Annotated in this window: 23 protein-coding genes; 5 read left to right on the top strand and 18 right to left on the bottom strand. The window is 30.6% G+C overall.

Annotation, left to right across the window (positions count from 1 at the left end):
- Positions 1-54: 54 nt before the first annotated feature.
- From BQ9840_RS04825 to BQ9840_RS04835, 3 genes are all read right to left on the bottom strand, one after another.
- A complete protein-coding gene (locus BQ9840_RS04825) occupies positions 55-528 on the bottom strand; it encodes an HAD family hydrolase (RefSeq protein ID WP_077368607.1) in 474 nt (157 codons plus the stop codon).
- Positions 529-591: 63 nt separating this feature from the next.
- Positions 592-1,704 carry a YibE/F family protein gene (locus BQ9840_RS04830; RefSeq protein ID WP_077368609.1) on the bottom strand — a complete coding sequence of 371 codons (1,113 nt, stop codon included), beginning with the start codon at positions 1,702-1,704 and terminating at the stop codon, positions 592-594.
- Positions 1,705-1,812: 108 nt separating this feature from the next.
- Positions 1,813-2,268 carry a DUF134 domain-containing protein gene (locus BQ9840_RS04835; protein ID WP_077368611.1) on the bottom strand — a complete coding sequence of 152 codons (456 nt, stop codon included), beginning with the start codon at positions 2,266-2,268 and terminating at the stop codon, positions 1,813-1,815.
- Between the two features lie 257 nt (positions 2,269-2,525).
- Here BQ9840_RS04835 and BQ9840_RS04840 point away from each other — a divergent pair, with 257 nt between their 5' ends.
- Positions 2,526-3,452: a radical SAM protein gene (locus BQ9840_RS04840; protein ID WP_077368613.1), complete on the top strand. Its 927-nt coding sequence runs from the start codon at positions 2,526-2,528 to the stop codon at positions 3,450-3,452.
- Positions 3,453-3,465: 13 nt separating this feature from the next.
- Positions 3,466-4,341, top strand: coding sequence for a pyridoxamine kinase (locus BQ9840_RS04845; protein WP_077368615.1), 876 nt, complete (start codon positions 3,466-3,468; stop codon positions 4,339-4,341).
- Positions 4,342-4,434: 93 nt separating this feature from the next.
- On the opposite strand, the gene BQ9840_RS04850 is transcribed toward BQ9840_RS04845, so the two are convergent.
- The 4 genes from BQ9840_RS04850 to BQ9840_RS04865 all read right to left on the bottom strand — a co-directional run bounded on the left by BQ9840_RS04850 (position 4,435) and on the right by BQ9840_RS04865 (position 7,799).
- Positions 4,435-5,280, bottom strand: coding sequence for an ATP-binding protein (locus BQ9840_RS04850; RefSeq protein ID WP_077368617.1), 846 nt, complete (start codon positions 5,278-5,280; stop codon positions 4,435-4,437).
- On the bottom strand, positions 5,271-6,101 hold the full coding sequence (locus BQ9840_RS04855) for a nucleotide-binding protein (RefSeq protein ID WP_077368619.1): 831 nt from the start codon (positions 6,099-6,101) through the stop codon (positions 5,271-5,273). Before BQ9840_RS04855 ends, BQ9840_RS04850 begins: the two co-directional genes overlap by 10 nt.
- Before the next feature lie 17 nt (positions 6,102-6,118).
- Entirely contained in the window at positions 6,119-6,484 is a 366-nt protein-coding gene (locus BQ9840_RS04860) for a NifB/NifX family molybdenum-iron cluster-binding protein (RefSeq protein WP_077368621.1), read from the bottom strand.
- Positions 6,485-6,647: 163 nt separating this feature from the next.
- The gene (locus BQ9840_RS04865) at positions 6,648-7,799 is read right to left on the bottom strand and encodes an aminotransferase class V-fold PLP-dependent enzyme (protein ID WP_077368623.1); all 1,152 of its coding nucleotides are present in this window, start codon (positions 7,797-7,799) and stop codon (positions 6,648-6,650) included.
- Between the two features lie 204 nt (positions 7,800-8,003).
- On the opposite strand from BQ9840_RS04865, the gene yedE reads away from it, so the two are divergent.
- The 3 genes from yedE to BQ9840_RS04880 are packed head-to-tail and all read left to right on the top strand — an operon-like array spanning position 8,004 to position 9,554.
- On the top strand, positions 8,004-9,086 hold the full coding sequence (gene yedE / locus BQ9840_RS04870; RefSeq protein WP_077368625.1) for a YedE family putative selenium transporter: 1,083 nt from the start codon (positions 8,004-8,006) through the stop codon (positions 9,084-9,086).
- Positions 9,087-9,106: 20 nt separating this feature from the next.
- The gene (locus BQ9840_RS04875) at positions 9,107-9,313 is read left to right on the top strand and encodes a sulfurtransferase TusA family protein (protein ID WP_077368627.1); all 207 of its coding nucleotides are present in this window, start codon (positions 9,107-9,109) and stop codon (positions 9,311-9,313) included.
- A gap of 1 nt (position 9,314) precedes the next feature.
- Entirely contained in the window at positions 9,315-9,554 is a 240-nt protein-coding gene (locus BQ9840_RS04880) for a DUF3343 domain-containing protein (RefSeq protein WP_077368629.1), read from the top strand.
- A gap of 50 nt (positions 9,555-9,604) precedes the next feature.
- On the opposite strand, the gene BQ9840_RS04885 is transcribed toward BQ9840_RS04880, so the two are convergent.
- From BQ9840_RS04885 to fabK, 11 genes are all read right to left on the bottom strand, one after another.
- Positions 9,605-10,426: a metal ABC transporter permease gene (locus tag BQ9840_RS04885; protein WP_077368631.1), complete on the bottom strand. Its 822-nt coding sequence runs from the start codon at positions 10,424-10,426 to the stop codon at positions 9,605-9,607.
- Positions 10,427-11,191 (bottom strand): metal ABC transporter ATP-binding protein, encoded by a 765-nt coding sequence (locus tag BQ9840_RS04890; RefSeq protein WP_077368632.1) that lies wholly within the window; start codon positions 11,189-11,191, stop codon positions 10,427-10,429.
- A 1-nt stretch (position 11,192) separates the two neighbouring features.
- Positions 11,193-12,086, bottom strand: coding sequence for a metal ABC transporter substrate-binding protein (locus BQ9840_RS04895; RefSeq protein ID WP_077368634.1), 894 nt, complete (start codon positions 12,084-12,086; stop codon positions 11,193-11,195).
- 79 nt (positions 12,087-12,165) lie between these two features.
- On the bottom strand, positions 12,166-13,992 hold the full coding sequence (gene glmS / locus BQ9840_RS04900; RefSeq protein WP_077368636.1) for a glutamine--fructose-6-phosphate transaminase (isomerizing): 1,827 nt from the start codon (positions 13,990-13,992) through the stop codon (positions 12,166-12,168).
- Between the two features lie 22 nt (positions 13,993-14,014).
- Positions 14,015-15,361, bottom strand: coding sequence for a phosphoglucosamine mutase (glmM, locus tag BQ9840_RS04905; protein WP_077368638.1), 1,347 nt, complete (start codon positions 15,359-15,361; stop codon positions 14,015-14,017).
- A gap of 69 nt (positions 15,362-15,430) precedes the next feature.
- Positions 15,431-16,786: a CCA tRNA nucleotidyltransferase gene (locus BQ9840_RS04910; RefSeq protein ID WP_077368640.1), complete on the bottom strand. Its 1,356-nt coding sequence runs from the start codon at positions 16,784-16,786 to the stop codon at positions 15,431-15,433.
- Between the two features lie 115 nt (positions 16,787-16,901).
- The gene (gene fabF / locus BQ9840_RS04915) at positions 16,902-18,140 is read right to left on the bottom strand and encodes a beta-ketoacyl-ACP synthase II (RefSeq protein WP_077368642.1); all 1,239 of its coding nucleotides are present in this window, start codon (positions 18,138-18,140) and stop codon (positions 16,902-16,904) included.
- A 21-nt stretch (positions 18,141-18,161) separates the two neighbouring features.
- The gene (acpP, locus tag BQ9840_RS04920; protein ID WP_097677463.1) at positions 18,162-18,398 is read right to left on the bottom strand and encodes an acyl carrier protein; all 237 of its coding nucleotides are present in this window, start codon (positions 18,396-18,398) and stop codon (positions 18,162-18,164) included.
- A gap of 25 nt (positions 18,399-18,423) precedes the next feature.
- Positions 18,424-19,167, bottom strand: a complete 744-nt coding sequence (gene fabG / locus BQ9840_RS04925) for a 3-oxoacyl-[acyl-carrier-protein] reductase (RefSeq protein ID WP_077368644.1) — start codon at positions 19,165-19,167, stop codon at positions 18,424-18,426.
- Positions 19,164-20,123 (bottom strand): ACP S-malonyltransferase, encoded by a 960-nt coding sequence (gene fabD / locus BQ9840_RS04930; RefSeq protein ID WP_077368646.1) that lies wholly within the window; start codon positions 20,121-20,123, stop codon positions 19,164-19,166. Before fabD ends, fabG begins: the two co-directional genes overlap by 4 nt.
- Before the next feature lies 1 nt (position 20,124).
- The gene (gene fabK, locus BQ9840_RS04935) at positions 20,125-21,075 is read right to left on the bottom strand and encodes an enoyl-[acyl-carrier-protein] reductase FabK (RefSeq protein ID WP_077368648.1); all 951 of its coding nucleotides are present in this window, start codon (positions 21,073-21,075) and stop codon (positions 20,125-20,127) included.
- Positions 21,076-21,087 lie beyond the last annotated feature (12 nt).

The raw sequence follows: 21,087 nt of genomic DNA on the forward strand, positions 1-21,087 counted from the left end.
ATATTCAATTTAAACATGAAAAAAGCTTGTATTTTTGAAATACAAGCTTAAGAATTAGTTTCTAAGTGTTGCTTTTAATCTATTTGGTTTTAGTAATAAGTTAATTCCATCTATTATATTGGTAACAACTATATCTGATTCAAAAATGGTTTTTGAAAAACACCCTTCACTCCCTATTACCCCAATAGATAATGTACTTATTTTAAACATTTCTGAATCATTTCTTCCATTACCAAAAGAAGCAGTTATATCACTTCCAAGTCTTTCAACAACTTTTCTTTTTTCTAATATGGCATTTCCTTTATCAAATTTTTCAATATATACAGGAAGTCCACTACACTCTCTTTTAACAGAACCATTTGTATCAGCAGTAAGAACATATACTTTTACACCTTTATTTGCTAAATCTTTTATAATTTCTATTACTCCATCAACCAATACGCCGTCTTTAGCTATTGTTCCATTAAAATCAAATACTACATTGTGAATGTTTAAAGTTTTATATCCAGGTACATCTATAGTAATCATATTCATCTCTCCAATTGTGATAATGAATTTCTTATGCTATATCTAATCCTTGGTATTAGCAAATTAGTCTTTATCTATAACTGCAGTCTTATTTTTATTAATCAATACACTTGCAATAAATGCTGTTAATGGAATAGTAAGTACTAACCCTATACTACCAGCTAAAGATCTAATAACTTCTGTTGCAATAATATCAAGATTTATTATTTTTACCATCGAAGTTTCATAGGCCATAAACAAAAGTAACATTGGGATTGTACTTCCAGTATAGGCTAAAATCAATGTATTAGTCATAGTTCCCATAATATCTTTGCCTACATTCATCCCAGAATCAAACAAATCTTTCCTTGTTATATCAGGATTTGCATTATAGATTTCCTCTATAGCAGAAGAAATAGACATTCCAACATCCATTACAGCTCCCAATGAACCTAATATGATACCAGAAAACAATAAACTTCTAAAGTCAAAGTTAACTTCCTGTGGTATATATGCTAACATCATAGCTTCGTCACTACTAAGTCCTGTAAGTTTTATCTTACTACCAACAAAATAAGCTATAAGACCTGCAATTAAAACTCCTGCACTTGTCCCTAGTATAGCTGAAATACTCTTACTATTAATTCCACCTACAACAAATATGGTTAAAACTGTGATACCAATAGAAATAATAATTGTAATAGGAATAGGATTTGCACCTTTTAACATCATTGGTAATAGAATCTTTAATATAGCAAGTACCGTAATTGTTAAAGTGATTACAGATTTTAAACCCTTTTTCCTTCCTATTAATAGTATTAACAATATAAATATTATAGTTAAGTAGAATATGTAATGTTGACGCATATAGTCGGTAATAAATACATTTATATCACCATCTTCAATTTCTTCAATTGAAACTACAACTTTGTCTCCTTCTTTTACTATAATATTGAAAGCAAAATTTGATGATAATTGATTTTCCGTATCAACAATTTCATTTTTATATTTACCACTGGTTATTTTTAATTTTACATTTTGATATTGTCCATCATATTCTTCAGCTTCTATCATATCACTAGCATCTAATACAATAGCTGTTTCCATTGTCATATTTGAATCTTCAACTGATTCTGCATAAACATTTAATGAACAGATTAATAATAGTATAATTAATAGTATCGATGTTTTTTTCATAATATCCCTCGCAATGTATTATATTTCTTATCTAGTATAACATATTATTTTATATCAAGACAATCATTTGATAATACGTGAAACATAATAAAAAAAAAAGATATCAAATTAGATATCTTTTTTTTGCCTTTCTTTTTTACACCATTTTTTACAAAACTCAGGTTTTTTACTACAAATAACATTTTCTGAACCACAGATAGGACAAATGTATTTATCCTGCTCATAATTAATTTCATATATATTACCACAATCAATACATTTCAGAGTACAAAATTTCATCTTATAATTTCCACCACATATCCTTATGGCATTTCCTTCAGTTAAAGCAATAGCTACTTTTTTCCTTGCACTATTTATGATGTTTTGAAAAGTTTGCCTTGATACTTGCATTTTTTCTGCACACTCTTCTTGAGTTAATTCTTCAATATCCTTAAGCCTCATAGCCTCTAGTTCTTCTACTTTTAATTTTATTTCTTGTATTTCACATTTAGACTTTCCCCAGGGAACAAAATAAGTATTCTCTGGAAAGAATTCCACTTTCCTAAATCTAGTAGGCCTAGCCATTTAATTCACCCCGATTTCTGCCATGTCTTTGTCTACCTCTAAAACAAAGAATTTTCTTATATGCTTTTCGTTTTGGACTTATGTTCTTTATATTTGTATTATATATCATTGTTAGTTTATGTCAATAACTTTTATTGTAATTTAATAAATGTGTTTGAATTGACAATGGTAAAGTGTATTTATATAATATAAACAAAAGCATACATTTAAACAATGTATCGGTATGAAAATATAAATATATTTTAGAGGTGATAGGTATGAAAAATTTCAAATATGTTTTTGGACCTGTTCCTTCAAGAAGAATGGGAATTTCTATCGGGATAAGTCCTATACCTAAAGGACATTGCAATTTTTCTTGTATATATTGTCAATTGGGAAGGACAAGGTGCATGACAAATAAAAGAGAAGAGTTTTTTAGTTGTAATGATTTAATAGAAGAATTTAAAGAATATTTAAATGATGAAATTAATTTTGATGTAGTCACTATAGTAGGTGAAGGTGAACCACTACTGTATAAAGATTTAGGAATTTTAATTAAAAAATTAAAAAATATGACTGACAAACCTATAGCAGTTATAACCAATGGAGCTTTGTTATCTGATCCTTCTGTAAGAAATGATTTAAAAAATGCCGATATAGTACTTCCTTCTATAGATGCATGTAATGAAGAGATGTTTAAAAAAATTAATAGACCACATGGAAATATAAAATTCGATGATGTTGTGGAAGGACTAAAAATTTTTTCAAAAGAATATGAAGGACAACTTTGGCTTGAAACTATGATTATAAAGAATATCAATGACAATAAAGAATTCTTTATTAATCTAAAAAATTTATTAAGTACAATAAATTATCATAGATTATATATTAATTCTCCTGTTAGACCTCCAGCAGAAGGCTTTGTAGAACAACCTTCAAAGGAAAGCATAAAAGAAGCCATTTCAATATTAGAAGGTATATCTATAGATGAACTAGTATCCGAAGGCTTCTATAGTGAAGTAAAAGATGATTACGAAGCCGTTATGAGCATTATTAAAAGACATCCAATGAACCAATTTGAAATAAAATCTTTTATAGAAAAAAGAGGAAATTCTAATACAGAAGAATTTTTACAAAGATTAGATGACGATGACAATATAGAAGTAATAAATTATAAAAATTATTATACTTATAGACTGAAATGAAAGGGGAATTCATATGAAAAATCCTGTAAAAAAGGTAGCAGCTATTCATGATTTGTCTGGATATGGAAGAGCTTCACTTACAGCAATAATCCCAATACTTTCATCTATGAACATACAAGTATGTCCATTCCCTACAGCAATTCTATCAAATCATACTGGAGGATTTGATAGTTTCTCATTTGTAGATTTGACAGATTCAATGGAAGATTATATGAATCATTGGGCGAAGGAAAATATTAAGTTTGACTGTATTTATAGTGGCTTTTTAGGCTCTTCAAAACAAGTTGATATAATTTTAAACTTTATTGAAACTTTTAGTAATGATTCTTCTATTATTGTTGTAGATCCTGTTATGGGAGACAACGGAAAACTATATCCCACTATAAATAAAAAAATAGTTGAAAAAATGAAGATATTAGTAAAAAAATCTGATATTATTACTCCCAATCTTACAGAAGCTACATATCTATTGGGAAAATCATATGTTAAAAACATTAATGAAAATGAAGTTAAAAAAATGTTAATAGATTTATCAAATATGGGACCTAAAATAGTTGTCATTACAAGTATTCCTGACACTGCCATATCAGGCAATATAAGCGTTTTTGGATACGACAAAGAAAGTAGTGAATTTTGGAAAATAAGTTGTAAACATATTCCTGTAGAATTTCCTGGAACTGGTGATGCATTCACTAGTGTACTAATAGGAAGTCTACTTAAAGGTGATAGTTTACCTATAGCACTAGAGAGAAGTGTACAATTTATCTCTATTAGTATTAGAGAAAGTTATGGCTATAATTATCCAAGAAGAGAAGGAATTTTATTAGAAAAAACTCTTGACACTTTAAAGATGCCAATTATAAATAGCAACTACGAATTATTGAATTGATGGAATTTTAATTTATATGTAATTTTAAATCTATTAAAAAGGCTTCTACTGAAACATTATAAGGAAGCCTTTTTGTGTTCTCTCTTTTCTTTTTTAAATAAGTTTTTTGATATTATCCCACATTTCTTCAATAGCCTTTTCTGCTATACTATCCTTATAAAAAGTTATTGGTTTTAACTCATTTATAGATTTCATCACCATATCATCATATGGAATCTTCCCAACTAATTCTATTCCACTATCATTTACGAAATCTTCTATTTCATCGGCTACTTCTTCGTTTATATCATATTTATTTACACAAACCATAGTAAAAACTTCAAAATGTTCACATAATGTAACTACTCTCTTTAAATCTTCTAAACCTGATTTAGTTGGCTCTGTTACAATCAATACTGCATCACTGCCAGTTACAGAAGCAATAACAGGACAACCTATACCTGGAGAGCCATCTATTATAGTTAATTTTTCATCTTTATTAAATTTCTTTGCTTTTTTACGGAGAAATGATATAAGAAGTCCTGATGCATCGCTTCCTATTCCCATCTCTGCTCTAGCAATGACTCCTTGATCTGTTGCTGTTATAAATGTATCTGCTACTTTTTCATCTTCTAATACTATGGCATCCTGAGGACAAACTAAAGTACATGCCCCACATCCCTCACAGGCAAAAGGGTCTATTTCAAAATTATTAATAGCATCAAATCTACAAACTTCTTTACATCTACCACATTGTATACATTTTTCTTTATCTAATATAGCTATTTTGCCACCGTAGAAATCTTCTTTTTCTAAATCTCTTCCTTTATAATACATATAAAAATTCGATGCTTCAACATCACAATCTACCCTCATAACATCTTTCGCAAGTTCAGATAGTGCTGTAGAAATTGTAGTTTTCCCTGTTCCACCTTTTCCACTTAATACTACTAATTCCATTTCAGCACCCCCTTTGATCTATTTGCTAATAATTCAAATATATGTTTGAATTTTGTATTGTCATATAGAATTTCGCCCTTTGAATAAGCTTGTGCTATATCTCTTCTATATGGTATACTTCCAATTATTTCGATATTTTCTTTTCTACTATATTGTCTTATTATATTATCCTTTCCATCATCTTTATTTATAATTATACCAAATGGAATATGAAACATCTTTACAACTCCTACAGCAATTTTTAAATCATGAAGTCCAAACTCTGAAGGTTCTGTTACCAATATTGCAGCATTTGCATATCTTAATGTGTTAACTACATTGCAGGAAGTTCCAGGTGGACAGTCAATTAAATTATTTTCACCTTTTAAATCTTTAAGAAGTTGTTTAATAACTGGTACTGCCATAGGTTCACCTATATTTAATATCCCTCTACTACAATTTATATCTCTAACTTTCCCACTTTCAATATTTCCAGTTTCCCTTTTGTCATATTTTATAGCATCGTATTTACATGCAATTTCACACGCTCCACAACTATGACATAATTTTTCAAAAAGAAAAATTTTATCCCTTACCTTTGCAAGTGCATTAAATTGACATGCCTTTACACATTCTCCACAGGCAACACATTTTTCATCATCTATAACTGGATATTCTACCATAACCTTTTCTGTTTTTTCTATTTTGGGTTTCAAAAATAAGAATCCATTTGGTTCTTCTACATCACAATCTACATAATTAAACTTCAATGCAAGAGCTAGATTGGTGGAAACTGTAGTTTTTCCAGTTCCACCTTTTCCGCTAAGTATTGCTATATTCATTGAATATTCACTCCAATCTATTTGCTTCCCCCATGGTGTGCAGGACCAGACATAGTTATTTCTTGAAGTTCGTCATTGTTATACTTTTTAAGAACTTCACTTACAGCAATATCTTCACATTTATATGCTTTAATTCCTTCCTTTTCAATAAGCTCAAAGGCATTTGGTCCTAAATTACCTGTTATTATCACATCTACCTTTTCATCAATTAATTGATTTGACGCAGCAATACCTGCTCCACCACTGGCTAATTTTGCCTCATTTTCTAAAACTTTTATTTCTTCAGTATCAGTATCGTGAATTTGAAAATATTCACATCTACCAAATCTCTTATCTAATAAACTATCTTTGTTTTTTCCTGAAGCAGAAATACATATCTTCATTTTTTATTCCTCCTAATTGTAATTGTATTTATAGACTTATTTTAATATTTACATTTGTTATTTTTATATTACTCTTTTTCTTAATTATTGTCAAATGCCAATTAAAATATCCTAAAAAAACTGCTTATTAAATATATTATTTATAAGCAGTTTTTTTAGGTCATTATTCTTTTATTATCTTATTAATTGCATTTAATGCATAATCTACATCTTCTACTGTATTGAAGTGACTAAAACTAAATCTAACTGTTCCCCTTGGAAATGTTCCTAAAGTTTTATGTGCAGAAGGTGCACAGTGAAGACCACATCTAGTCATTATGCCAAAATCATTGTATAAATTATAAGATACTTCTGCATTATCCATATTAGGAAAATCTACTGAAATCACAGCTGTTCTATCTTTAATATCGCTTTTCCCTACTATATTCAATTCAGATATATTCAAAAGACCTTCTAAAAATCTCTTTGATAAGTATAACTCTTTTTCTCTTATAGAACTAACTTTTTCACTTAATATATACTTCAAACTAGCATTTAATCCATATATGCCCGGAATATTAAGTGTTCCAGCTTCAAACTTATCAGGCATGTATTCAGGTTGTATTTCCTTCTCTGACAAACTGCCTGTACCACCTTCTATAAAAGTGTCTAGCTTTGAAACCATATCGTCACTTATAACAAATCCTCCCATACCTTGAGGCCCTAAAAGTCCTTTATGTCCTGTAAATGCTATAGCATCTGCATTTAATTCTTTGTAGTCAATATCTAAAAAACCTGCTGTTTGCGCAGTATCAATAATGAAGTGCAATCCATTTTCTTTACATATATTCCCTACTTCTTTTAAATCCAATATAGTACCACAGACATTTGAGGCTTGAGTCATGACTACAGCTTTTGTATTGGGTTTTATGTATTTTATTATGTCTTTTGGATTTAATTCTCCATATTTATTGCAGGAAATCCTAGAGTATTCACTACCACTATTAACAAGACTTGTTAGTGGCCTCATAACTGCATTATGCTCCATTGATGATACTATTACATGATCTCCTGATTTTATTAAACCTTTCATCAATATATTAAGGCTTTCTGTAATGTTTTTAGTAAATATTACATTTTCAGGTTTATCGAAGTTAAAAAGTTCACATATTAATTCTCTAGTTTCAAAAACAATATTTTCTGCTTCAAAAGAACTTTTGTAAGCTCCCCTGTTTACATTACACCCAATATTTAATAAATAATTTGACATACTCTCCGCAACTTTAGGTGCTTTAGGAAAAGAAGTTGCACCGTTATCTAAATATAGTTCCTTCATATTTAAACACTCCTTATATTTTTACCGTAAAAAATATTCTTAACAAAAGGATATCTTTATTTATAGTATTAAACAATAACTATTTAAAATAATTATACCAAATGATTGTTGTATAGATATATTTTATTATACATTTTCAGATTTAATTGTTAAGATTTAGATAAAGGGATATTATTATAACTTAATTTTTAAGGAGGTTTTTTCATGAGTGAAAAGAAAAAAATAATTATTGCAGGAGCCATAGTCGGGATAATATCTGTACTATTGGTTAAATTTGGTAACCCAGTAAATATGGGATTCTGTATTGCCTGTTTCATTAGGGATATTGCAGGTGGGATAGGATTACACAGAGCACCAATAGTTCAATACATTCGTCCTGAAATAGTAGGACTTGTATTAGGTGCATTTATTATTTCTATGAAGAACAAAGAATTTCAATCAAAAGGTGGTTCTTCACCATTTACTAGATTTGTTTTAGGAATTGCAGTAATGATAGGTGCCTTAATGTTTTTAGGTTGCCCACTAAGAATGGTATTAAGACTTGCTGGTGGAGACCTAAATGCAATACTAGGAATAGTAGGATTTGTAGTAGGTATTTATATTGGCGTTTACTTCTTAAATAAAGGCTTTAACCTAAGAAGAAGTTATAATTTACCTAATTTTGAGGGATATCTTTTCCCAATTGTAAATGTTGGATTGTTTGTTTTATTATTATCTGGATTTAGCATGTTAATATTCAGTGAAGAAGGTCCTGGTTCAATGCATGCTCCAATATGGATTGCATTAATTGCTGGATTAATAGTAGGTATATTAGCACAAAAGACAAGACTTTGTATGGTTGGTGGTACAAGAGATATGATTATGTTTAAAGACAATTATCTTTTAGCAGGGTTCATATCAATTCTTGTATTTGCTTTCATAGGAAATTTAGTATTTGGATATTTTAATCCTAGCTTTGCTGATCAACCTGTGGCTCACACTAATGGACTATGGAACTTCCTTGGAATGGTTCTAGTGGGATGGGGTTCTGTACTTCTTGGTGGTTGTCCATTAAGACAACTAATATTGGCTGGAGAAGGAAATACGGATTCCGCAGTAACAGTTATGGGAAGTTTAGTTGGAGCAGCTATATGTCATAACTTTGGATTAGCTTCTAGCCCAAAAGGTGCTACACCTAATGGTCAAATAGCTGTGATTATATGCTTTGTATTAGTTCTTATTATTTCTGTTGTAAACTCTGAAATGCTTGTAAAACAAAAAAAATTAGGTAAATCAAGTAATAACTAGTTTGAAGGGAGCTGAATATAGTGGAAAAAATTGATGTAAGGGGAATGTCTTGCCCACAACCTGTACTAATGACTAAAAATGCAATTGAAAAACATCCTGAAGGAATAGATATTTTAGTTGATAACAACACTGCAAAAAATAATATTACTAGATTTCTAAAAAACTTAGGATATAATCTGGAATTTAAAAATGAAGAAGAAGATACATTGATTGTAGTGAGGAAATAATATGAGTGAATATGTAGCAATATTTTTTACTCATTCTGGAGCAATAAAATTTGACCGAAAGCTAAAATCATCAAATATAAAATGTGAATTGATGCCTGTACCACGTAAACTTAGTTCTAACTGTGGAATAGGTGCAAAGTTTAAATATGATAAGGATATAAATGATTTAGTAGATAATGAAGTTGAAAAAATATTTATCCTAAAAGACAAAGAATATGAATTAGTATATAGCGAAAATTAATAGCAAGGTGGATATATTTAAATATATCCACCTTGCTTAATATTTTGTCTTTATACAGTTTGTTCTTTTTTAAATAATTTGGTAATAGCTAATGATATAACATAGGAACAAACAGCTATGATTATTATAGTTGCTCCTGAAGCTATGTGTAATTTATATGAAACAAAAAGTCCTAATAATGAAAAAAACAATCCAAATACTATAGATAATCCCATAATCTTTTTCAAATCATAAGTAAACAATTTAGATATAGCTGGTGGCACTGTTAAAAGTGCAATTACTAGCATTATACCTACTACTCTTATAAGTACAACTACACTACAAGCCATAAATAAAAATACCATATACTCAATCAATTTTACATTAATACCAATTACTTTAGAAAACTCTTTGTCAAATAAATAAGATTTTATAGGATTAAAAAATCCTATTATCATAACAATAACAATAAAGTCTAAAATAGCCATTATATATATGTCTATTTTAGAAACTGTAAGTATATCACCAAATAAATATGATGATATATCAGGAGGATATCCAGGAGTAAGTGAAATAAATATAATGCCCAATGCCATACCCAATACCCAAAACATTCCTATAATAGTATCAGAATTTATTTTTGATTTTTCTTTTATAGTTACTACCCCAAAAGAAGAAGCTATAGCAAATATTAATGCTCCTATTATTGGTTCTATATTTAAAAAGTATCCCATTCCTATTCCACCAAATGCCGCATGTGCAATACCTCCACTTAGCATTACCAGCTTCTTTTCAACTATTATAGTTCCAATGATACCACAAATAATACTTGCAAGAGCAGCACTGATTATAGCATTTTGTAAAAATGTATATTTAAAAATAGAATCTATCATCTAAAGTTCCCCCTCATGATTTCTAAATACTCTGTGAGGTATATCCCCATGAGCTATAGCATCTACTGGACAACCATAGACCTTATCTATTATATCTTTATTGAGCTCGGGTTCTCCATGATAAAACAACTTTTGATTTAAACAGGCTATTTTATCAATATAGGAAAAAACAAATCCTCCATCATGAGTTACTATCAATATAGTCATTTTTTTGTTTAATTCTCTAAGTATTGAATATATATTGTTTTTAGATTGTTCATCTAAACTTGCAGTTGGTTCGTCTAATAGTAAAAGTTTTGGCTCAGTACAAAGAGCACGTGCAATTAGTACTCTTTGTAACTGCCCACCTGAAAGCTGTCCTATTTGCCTATCTTTTAGTTCAAATATATCTAACATATTCATAATATTCTTTGCATATTCAATATCTTCTTTTGAGTACCTATGAAAAAACTTTATATTAGATTTTAATCTCCCCATAAGAACCACATCAAAAACATCTATAGGAAATGTCTTTTCAAACTTTGTAAATTGAGGCACATATCCTATAGACCTACTTTTATCTAAAGGTTTACTTCCATATATTTTTATTTTACCTCTTTTAGGTTTAACAAGTCCCAAAATTGTCTTCAGTAGAGTGGTCTTTCCTCCACCATTGGGACCTATAATTGCAACAAATTCTTTATCCTCAATAGTCAAATTTATATCCTTCAAAACATTTATATTATTAAAATCAACGCTTAAATCTTCTATTTCTATTGCATTCATATTAATTCACTTCCATTGCTTTTTTAAAAGTTTCTGCCATTGTTTTAAGATTATCTATATATTTTGGTGAAAGTGGTTCTATGATTTCAGCTTTTCCACCAATTTCTGTTGCAAGAGTACTTGATTGTTTGCTATCTATTTCAGCTTGATAGAATACAATCTTTATTCCCTCTTTCTTGGCGAAATCTATTGTCTTTTGAAAGTCTTCTATAGTAGCTTCTTTTCCTTCATGTTCAAGAGCTATCATTTGAAGTCCATAATCATCTGCAAAATAACCAAAAGCAGGATGATAACATATAAATGTCTTTTTCTCTAAGGAAGATAAAGAGTTCTTAATTTCAGCATCAACTTCATCTAGTTCACTAATATATTTTTCTGCATTGCTTTCATAAAAATCTTTATTAGAAGGATCTATTGTTGAAAGTTCTTTTGCTATTATTTGAACCATCACTTTTGCTCTCTTTGGAGAAAGCCAAATATGTGGATCTCTATCTCCAGATTCAAATTTTCTTTCACTATAAACTTTTGAAACTTCATCTGCCATATCTACTATTTTTACATCCTTGTTAAATTCCCCTACCTTAGGAAGTATACTTGCCTTTTCAGTAGGTACACCTATAGTGAAATATATATTAGCCTCGCTAAATTTCTCCATAATATCTGGAGTAGGTGCAAAGTTTCCTGGACTTTTCCCAGGTGGAATCATAGTTATAACATCAACTTTATCTCCACCAACTGCTCTTACAAATGTCTCCTGTGGTACTATAGAAACAGCAATATTAATTTTATCTTCTATATTTGAACCATTACTTTTTTCATCTGTACTACATCCAGACATCAATATAACAGAAAGAATAATAGAAAACAGTAAAGCCCTTTTAGTAATCTTCATCATTGCCAACCCCCATCTTATTATTAATATAACTAAAAGGAAACAAATTACCGTGTTTCCTTTTATATTTCCCGGGAAATTGTTATTCTACTGTTACTGATTTAGCTAAATTTCTTGGTTTATCTACATCACAACCTCTTTGTATTGCCACATAATAGGCAATAAGTTGTAATGGTATAATAGCTAATGGTACAGCTAATTCATTTATCACATCGGGTATATATATAACTAAATCAGCTACACCCTCAATTTCATTATTCCCCTCTTTTGCTATAGCTATTGTATATGCTCCTCTTGCCTTTACTTCCTTTATATTGCTAATCACCTTATCATATAAATAGTCTTGGGTTGCCAAAGCTATAACTGGTGTATCTTTTTCTATCAAAGCCAAAGTACCATGTTTCAATTCTCCTGCTGCCATAGCTTCTGAATGAATATAGGATACTTCTTTTAATTTCAAACTTCCTTCCATAGCTACATAATAATCAAGTCCTCTACCTATATAGAATATATCCCTGCTTTTATATAAATGTGAAGCTATATCCTCAAGTTTAGATTTACTTCTAAGTATTTTTTCTACATCATCAGGAATAGAGTTCAATACTTCTAATGCTTTTTTATATTCATCTTCATCTATTGTTTTTCTTACATCAGCAATATAAAGTGCAAGCAAAGCTAATAATACTACTTGAGTTGTATAGGCTTTAGTTGAAGCAACAGCAATTTCTGGACCTGCCCAAGTATATAATATATAATCAACTTCCCTAGCTATAGAACTTCCTACTACATTACATATTGCTAATGTCTTTGCTTTCTTTTTCTTTGCCAATCTCAATGCGGCTAGTGTATCTGCAGTTTCTCCTGATTGGCTTACCACTATAAGTAATGTCTTTTCATCTATAAAAGGATTATTATATCTAAATTCCGAAGCAACATCTGTAATTACAGGTATCTTTGCATATTTCTCTATAAGTTTTTTTCCAACAAGTCCTGCATGATATGCTGTACCACAAGCAACAATATATATTTTTTCAATATTTTCTATGTCTAAACTATTAGTATCTATATCGTCTAGTCTTATCCTTCCATCATTTCCTATTCTAGGAAACAATGTGTCTTTAAGCACTTTTGGCTGTTCAAATATCTCTTTTAACATAAAGTGGTCATAACCACCTTTTTGTGCTTCATCTATATTCCAAGTTACTTTATATACTTCCTTTTCTATAGGATTTCCATCAAAATCCATTAAAATTACATTATCTTTAGTAAGCTCCGCCATCTCACCATTTTCTAAAATATATATTTCTCTTGTCCAATCAATTACTGCTGGTATATCTGAAGCAATAAAGTTTTCCCCTTGTCCAATACCTATTATTAATGGACTATCTTTTCTCACTGCTATAAGCTTATCTGGTTCGTCTAAAGACATAATTCCCAGTGCAAAAGATCCCTTTAATCTTTTTATTGCCTTTATTACTGATTCCTTCAAATCTCCTTCATAATACATATCTATTAAATAAGGAATAACCTCAGTATCTGTTTCCGATACAAATTCATATCCTTTTTTAATTAGTTCTTCTTTTATTTCTAAATAATTTTCAATAATTCCATTGTGAACGACTGCAATATTACCTTTTTTATTTTGATGAGGATGAGAATTAATATCTGAAGGTTCTCCATGGGTTGCCCATCTTGTATGACCTATCCCTATATGACTATGTTTTGGTGATACTTCTAACTTTTCTTCTAAATTATTAAGTCTTCCTTTTGATTTAACTATTTTTAGTTTATTTTCATCTATAAAAGCTACACCTGCTGAATCATATCCTCTATATTCTAGTTTTTCTAACCCACAAGTCAATAATTCTATTGCATGTTTATCACCTATATATCCCACTATTCCACACATTTTTTTAACCTCCGAAACTAAATTAATTACCTAATCTTTCTTCTATTAAATCTGCAAGTTCAGTCGCTACCTTTAATAGGTCATTATCATCTTTTGCTTCTATCATTACTCTTACCAAAGGTTCAGTGCCTGATGGTCTTATTACAACTCTTCCTTCTCCATGAAATATTTCTTCAATTTTTTCTATTTCTTGTTTTATCACTTCATCTTCCATGAATCTATTTTTTAATTCATTTTTAACTTTGGCATTGACTAAAACTTGAGGAAAGTTAGTCATAAGTTCATTTAACTCAGACATCTTTTTCCCTGTTTCAACCATAACAGAAATCAATTGAATTGCTGTTAGTAGTCCATCACCAGTAGTATTATGTTCTAAGAATATTATATGACCTGATTGTTCTCCACCTAAAACATAATCACTACTTAACATTTCTTCTATAACATATCTGTCTCCAACTTTTGTTTTTACTACATTTATATTCTTTCCCTTTAAGTACATATCTAAACCCATATTAGTCATTACTGTTCCTACTACAGTATCGTTTTTCAATTTTCCTTTTTCTTTTAGACTTGTTCCACAAATAGCTAATATATGATCTCCATCAACTATATTTCCTCTTTCATCTACAGCAATAAGCCTATCTGCATCTCCATCAAAAGATAGTCCTACATCTGCATTTGTCTCTAATACTAACTTTTGTACCATTTCTGGATTTGTAGAACCACAGTTTACATTGATATTAACTCCATTTGGTTCATTATTGATAACTACAACTTCTGCATTTAGTTGTTTTAATAATTCTAAAGCAACATCATATACTGCACCATTTCCACAATCTACAGCAATTTTTAACCCACTAAAATCTACATCTACTGTATCTTTTAAATATTCTATATAAGCTAGTCCACCATCAGTTATTTCTATTTTTTTACCTATACTAGCACCAGTTGGTCTATTATTGATTGCTTCTGGATTTAATATATACTCTTCAATTTCTTCTTCTATATTATCATTTAATTTATATCCATTTTCATTAAAAAATTTTATTCCATTGTATTCAACTGGATTATGAGAAGCCGATATAACTACACCACTTAAAGCATTGTATTTTCTAGTTAAATATGCTACTGCTGGAGTAGGCACTACTCCTACACTAATTACATCTAGCCCTACAGACATTATTCCTGAAATCAAAGCAGCCTCAAGCATATCTCCAGACTTTCTTGTATCTTTTCCTACTACTATTGGGCCTTTCTTTCCTTTAGACAAAACAAAAGCTCCTGATCTTCCTATTTTATATGCTAATTCTGGTGACAATTCTTCATTTGCTATACCTCTAACTCCATCTGTGCCAAATAATTTTCCCATGTTTTTACCTCCTACTAATTTATGACATTTATATAATAGCATAATCATTTTATATCTACAAATATTTTTTTAATCATCTTTATTACAATTTAACGGAAACTTTTTTAAAGCTAAATTGATTAGTTTCTCTTTATTGTTTAAAGAGGGCTTTTCCATAACTCTAGTTAATAGATATTCAAGTATTTCTCCTATTATTTTCCCTTCTTGATAACCCACTTCAATTAAATCATTTCCATCTATATTTAATTGTTCTATTTCATAAGCTTCATTTTTATCTAATATTTCCTTTACCCTAATTTCAGTTTCAATTATGTTGTCAATAGAAGCATCTTTGTTGGAACAACTTCTATCTGCTTTTTGTAGAGAAAAAAGATCGTGAATATTTTCCTCTCCAACTCTTCTTATTAATCTCTTTAATCCTTTATCACTGAAATTACTATGATGTGTCATATGTTCTCTAACCAATATAAAAACATCTTTGATTATATCTTTTGGAAACTTGAGTCTATCTAATGCACTTTTTGATATCTTAGCTCCAACTTTATTGTGATCATAAAAATGTCCTATACCCTTCTCATCTACTGAAAAACAACTGGGCTTTCCTACATCATGAAATAGTGCTGCTAGTCTTACTTTTAGATTTACAGGAGTACTATCTACTACGCATAGTATATGATTAAATACATCTTTATCATGATGAGGATTGTGTTGATCAAATCCAATAGCAGGAACAAACTCTGGTAGTATTATTGGGATAAGTCCCATTTCTTCTAATAGTTTCAATCCCTTTGAAGGAGTATCACATAGCAATATCTTTACTAACTCCTTATTAATTCTTTCTATACTAACTTGAGAAACACATTCACTATATTTTTTCCCAGCTAAAAAAGTATCTTCATCTATTTCAAAATCCAAAACACAAGCAAATCTAATTGCCCTTAGTATTCTCAAATAGTCTTCTTGAAATCTTCTTTCTGGTTCACCAACACATCTAATTGTTCTTCTTTGTAAATCTTTAACTCCATTAAAAGGATCAACTAATCCTCTTTTTCTATTATATGCAATAGCATTAATAGTGAAATCTCTTCTAGACAAATCATCTTCTATAGAGAATACAAATTCTACCCACTCTGGCCTTCTGCCATCTATATAATCCCCTTCTCTTCTAAATGTAGTTATTTCTACATCATCTTCATCTAGATGAACAATTATTGTTCCAAAAGCCCTCCCAATATCAATGGTTTTTTTATCAATAAATACTTCCTCTATTTCTTCTGGTAGTGCATTTGTAGTCACATCAAAATCTAAAGGGCTTTTATTTAATAATATATCCCTTATACATCCACCTACAATATATGCTTCAAATCCATTTTTCTCTAGTTTATTTAATATGTACTCTATATGATTTGGAATCTTTATATCCATAAATTAACTTCACATCCTCTTTTCTCAATATTATTAGTATATCATAGTATGAGTACTAGAGAAATAATATATACAAAAGAAGGCTTGAATTATAAATTCAAAGCCTTCCTAAAATTTATTTTTCATATTTTTTAAGTAATATAGCTGCATTATGTCCACCAAATCCCAATGAATTTGATAATGCATAATTCACTTCTCGACTTTTTGCCTTATTTGGCGTATAGTCAAGATCGCATTCTGGATCAGGTGTTTCATAATTTATTGTTGGTGGTATAATACCGTTTTCAATAGCTAAAACTGATGCTATTGCCTCAATACCACCTGCAGCACCTAGGAGATGTCCCGTCATGGATTTTGTAGAACTAACAGATAGCTTATATGCATGTTCTTTAAACAATTTCTTTATAGCAAGGGTTTCTAATTTATCATTATAATAAGTACTAGTGCCATGTGCATTGATATAATCTACTACATCAATGTCTACCCCTGCATCTTCAATTGCGAGCCTCATAGCTTCTACAGCCCCTAAAGCTTCTGGATCTGGTGCTGTTATATGATAAGCATCTGAAGTAGCTCCATAACCAATTATTTCTCCATATATATGTGCATTTCTATTTAATGCATGTTCCAATTCTTCAAGTATTATAATTCCTGCTCCTTCTCCTATTACAAATCCATCTCTGTTTTTATCAAAAGGTCTACTTGCTTTTTCTGGTTCATCATTGTTTGTTGAAAGTGCTTTCATTGAACAGAAACCTGCTACAGATATTGGACTAACTGCAGCTTCGCTACCACCAGTTACTATCAAATCAGCAGCTCCATTTTGAATCATTCTAAAAGATTCTCCTATAGCATGATTTCCTGATGCACATGCTGTTGTAACAGTAAAGCTTGGCCCTTTAAATCCATAAGTCATAGTTATTTGCCCTGGTCCCATATTTGATATCATCATAGGAATAAAAAATGGACTTACTCTTCTTGGACCTTTTTCCATAAGTTTTGTATGTTCTGATTCAAGGGTTTCAATACCACCTACACCAGAACCTAATATAACACCAACTCGTCTTTTATCAATACTTTCTAGATCTATTTTACTATCCTCTATTGCCAACTTAGTAGCTGCAACTGCAAATTGGGCAAATTTATCCATCCTCTTTGCCTCTTTTTTATCCATATACTCTTCTGGATGAAAATTTGCTACTTCGGCACCAATTGTACTCGTATAGCCTTCTGTATCAAAGTTTGTTATATGTGATATTCCAGACTTACCTTCAATTAGAGAATTCCAATAGTCTTCTTTTCCAGTACCTATTGGTGTTATAGGCCCTAGGCCAGTTATGACAACTCTTTTCAATTCAGTTCCCTCCAACTATTACTAAGAAATCTTAGTTTTAACATAATCTGCAATATCTTTTATGTTCTTGAATTTTTCTGCATCTTCTTCAGGAATTTCAATATCAAATTCATCTTCTATTGCCATCATTACTTCTACAGCATCAAGTGAATCTGCTTCCAAATCATTCATGATTGAAGTCTCAGGTTCTATAGTGTCTAAATCCTCAATTTCAAGTTGATCAGCAATAATTTCTTTTACCTTTTCAAATATTTCCATTATAAATTCCTCCTTAAATAACATTTTACATTAGCATACCACCATCAACATTTATTATCTGTCCTGTGATATAATTAGCTTTTTCACTGCATAAAAAAGCTACAACATCAGCTATATCTTCAGGTTTTGCAAATCTCTTTAGTGGTATTTGATTCAACATTTCTTTTTTTATTTTATCATTTAACACATTTGTCATATCAGTTTCTACAAATCCAGGTGCAACTCCATTTATGTTGATACCACGACTACCTAATTCCTTTGCAATAGACTTAGTAAATCCAATGATTCCAGCCTTTGAAGCACTGTAGTTTCCTTGACCTGGATTTCCTGATATTCCAACTACCGATGCTATGTTTACAATTTTACCATATCTCTTTTTCATCATTCCTCTTACAACTGCTTTTGTACATAGATATACTCCTTTTAGATTGGTATTGATTACATCATCCCAATCTTCAGTTTTCATCCTTATAAGGAGATTATCTTTTGTAATTCCTGCATTGTTAACTAAAATATCTATTCCACCTATTTCACTATTTACTATTTCAATCATATTATTTACTTCTTCTTCATTTGAAACATCAGCTTTAATAGCTATTCCCTTTACGCCATATGTCTCTATCTCATCTATCACCTCCTCAGCTCTATTACTATTACTAATATATGTTATAGCTACATTGGCTCCTTCTCTAGCAAGTTCTAGTGCAATAGCTCTTCCTATTCCTCTTGAACCTCCAGTTACTAGTGCATTTTTATCTTTTAGAGTCAATTTCTCTCCTCCTTATTAAAGAAATCCACTACTTTTTCTAATCCTGATATATCACTTATATTGAAAGTATTTACTTCCTTACCTTGAGATTTTGCAATTCTTTTTACAAATCCAGTAAGGCTTTTTCCCGGTCCAATTTCAATAAATGTATCTACTCCATCATTTAACATAGTATTCACTGAATCACACCAAAGCACTGAACTACTGACTTGTCGTACTAGACTAGATTTAACCTCTTCTTTGTTAGTTATTGGTTTTGCATCTACATTAGTAACAACAATCTTCTTTAAATCATTTATCTTAACTTTGTTTAACTCTTCACTTAGTCTTTCACCTGCTGGTTTAAGTAAGCTTGAGTGAAAAGGTGCACTAACTGGTAAAAACACAGCTTTTTTTGCTCCTCTTTCTTTTGCACTTAGTGTTGCTTGTTTTACTGCCTCAGTTTCACCAGAAATAACTATTTGACCAGGACTATTGTAGTTTGCAATTTCAACTACACCATAACTTAATGCACTGTTTATTCCTTCTAATACCTTTTCTTTTTCTAATCCTAATATAGCTGCCATGCCACCCTTTCCTATTGGAACAACTTCTTGCATATACTTTCCTCTCTTTTTAACTAAAGGAACTGCTTCTTTAAATTCTAGCGCATTTGCTTCAACTAATGCAGAATATTCTCCTAAACTAAGCCCTGCAGTATAATCACAATCTATTCCTTTTTCCTTAAGAGCTCTTAACATCGCAATACTCGTTGTAAGTATAGCAGGTTGTGTATTTTCAGTTTTTACAAGTTCTTCATCTGGGCCTTCAAAACAAACTTTCCTTATATCCATTCCTAAACTCTCATTTGCTTCTTCAAATACTTCTCTTGAAACAGCGAAATTATCGTAAAAGTCTTTGCCCATTCCAACGAATTGAGCACCTTGACCTGGAAAAATAAAAGCTACTTTTCCCAAATTACTCACCCCTCTTTAAACTTTCTAACCTATCTAAACCTACTTCAGCCTCTTTTATTATGTCAATAATAATTTCTTCACATGATTTCACATCATTTATCAATCCAGCGACTTGCCCTGCCATTATAGAACCATTGTCCATATCACCTTCCATAACAGCTATTCTTAGCCTACCTGCACCTAACTTTTCAAGTTCTTCAAAAGGAACCCCTTTTTTTTCTAATTCTAAGTATTCCTTTGTAAACTTATTTTTTAGAACCCTTACTGGATATCCTGTACTTCTTCCTGTAACTATTGCATCCCTATCTTTAGATTTCATTATCTTTTCTTTGTAATTGTCATGAGCTATACACTCAGTGGAACAAACAAATCTAGTTCCTATTTGTACTCCATCAGCACCTAAGGACAATGCTGCTAAAAATCCTCTTCCATCTGCGACTCCACCAGCTGCAATAACTGGAATATCTACAGCATTTGAAATTTGAGGCACTAAAGACATAGTAGTTAACTCACCAATATGACCACCAGCTTCAGTCCCCTCTACTATCACTGCATCTACACCTTCTCTTTCTAGCCTCTTAGCTAATGCAACTGTTGGCACTACAGGTATTACTTTTATCCCACAACTCTTTAATCTATTTATATATTTTCCTGGGTTTCCTGCACCTGTTGTAACAACAGGAACTTTTTCTTCACAAACCAAATCCATAATATCATCAGCAAATGGGGACATAAGCATTATGTTTACCCCAAAAGGTTTATCGGTATTTTCCCTTAACTTTTTTATCTCTTCTCTAATAACTTCTTTTGGAGCATTTCCAGCTGCTATAATTCCCAGCCCTCCAGCTTTTGAAACAGCTTGAGCCAATTCATGAGTTGCTACCCAAGCCATTCCTCCTTGAATAATCGGATATTTTATGTTTAATAATTCACATAGTCTTGTGTTGAACAATTTTCACCGTCT

Origin of the sequence: Anaerosalibacter sp. Marseille-P3206, assembly GCF_900155565.1 — a bacterium.
In the GTDB taxonomy this organism is placed as follows: Bacteria; Bacillota; Clostridia; order Tissierellales; family Sporanaerobacteraceae; genus FUHM01.

Bases quoted from the DNA above. Each gene is read 5' to 3' on its own strand.
- BQ9840_RS04910 (WP_077368640.1), bottom strand. From the start codon at position 16,786: ATGGATATAAAGATTCCAAATCATATAGAGTACATATTAAATAAACTA.
- BQ9840_RS04895 (WP_077368634.1), bottom strand. From the start codon at position 12,086: ATGATGAAGATTACTAAAAGGGCTTTACTGTTTTCTATTATTCTTTCT.
- BQ9840_RS04880 (WP_077368629.1), top strand. From the start codon at position 9,315: ATGAGTGAATATGTAGCAATATTTTTTACTCATTCTGGAGCAATAAAA.
- BQ9840_RS04860 (WP_077368621.1), bottom strand. From the start codon at position 6,484: ATGAAGATATGTATTTCTGCTTCAGGAAAAAACAAAGATAGTTTATTA.
- BQ9840_RS04830 (WP_077368609.1), bottom strand. From the start codon at position 1,704: ATGAAAAAAACATCGATACTATTAATTATACTATTATTAATCTGTTCA.
- yedE (WP_077368625.1), top strand. From the start codon at position 8,004: ATGAGTGAAAAGAAAAAAATAATTATTGCAGGAGCCATAGTCGGGATA.
- BQ9840_RS04845 (WP_077368615.1), top strand. From the start codon at position 3,466: ATGAAAAATCCTGTAAAAAAGGTAGCAGCTATTCATGATTTGTCTGGA.
- BQ9840_RS04885 (WP_077368631.1), bottom strand. From the start codon at position 10,426: ATGATAGATTCTATTTTTAAATATACATTTTTACAAAATGCTATAATC.
- BQ9840_RS04835 (WP_077368611.1), bottom strand. From the start codon at position 2,268: ATGGCTAGGCCTACTAGATTTAGGAAAGTGGAATTCTTTCCAGAGAAT.
- BQ9840_RS04840 (WP_077368613.1), top strand. From the start codon at position 2,526: ATGAAAAATTTCAAATATGTTTTTGGACCTGTTCCTTCAAGAAGAATG.
- glmS (WP_077368636.1), bottom strand. From the start codon at position 13,992: ATGTGTGGAATAGTGGGATATATAGGTGATAAACATGCAATAGAATTA.
- BQ9840_RS04850 (WP_077368617.1), bottom strand. From the start codon at position 5,280: ATGGAATTAGTAGTATTAAGTGGAAAAGGTGGAACAGGGAAAACTACA.
- glmM (WP_077368638.1), bottom strand. From the start codon at position 15,361: ATGGGAAAATTATTTGGCACAGATGGAGTTAGAGGTATAGCAAATGAA.
- acpP (WP_097677463.1), bottom strand. From the start codon at position 18,398: ATGGAAATATTTGAAAAGGTAAAAGAAATTATTGCTGATCAACTTGAA.
- BQ9840_RS04825 (WP_077368607.1), bottom strand. From the start codon at position 528: ATGATTACTATAGATGTACCTGGATATAAAACTTTAAACATTCACAAT.
- BQ9840_RS04855 (WP_077368619.1), bottom strand. From the start codon at position 6,101: ATGAATATAGCAATACTTAGCGGAAAAGGTGGAACTGGAAAAACTACA.
- BQ9840_RS04865 (WP_077368623.1), bottom strand. From the start codon at position 7,799: ATGAAGGAACTATATTTAGATAACGGTGCAACTTCTTTTCCTAAAGCA.
- BQ9840_RS04890 (WP_077368632.1), bottom strand. From the start codon at position 11,191: ATGAATGCAATAGAAATAGAAGATTTAAGCGTTGATTTTAATAATATA.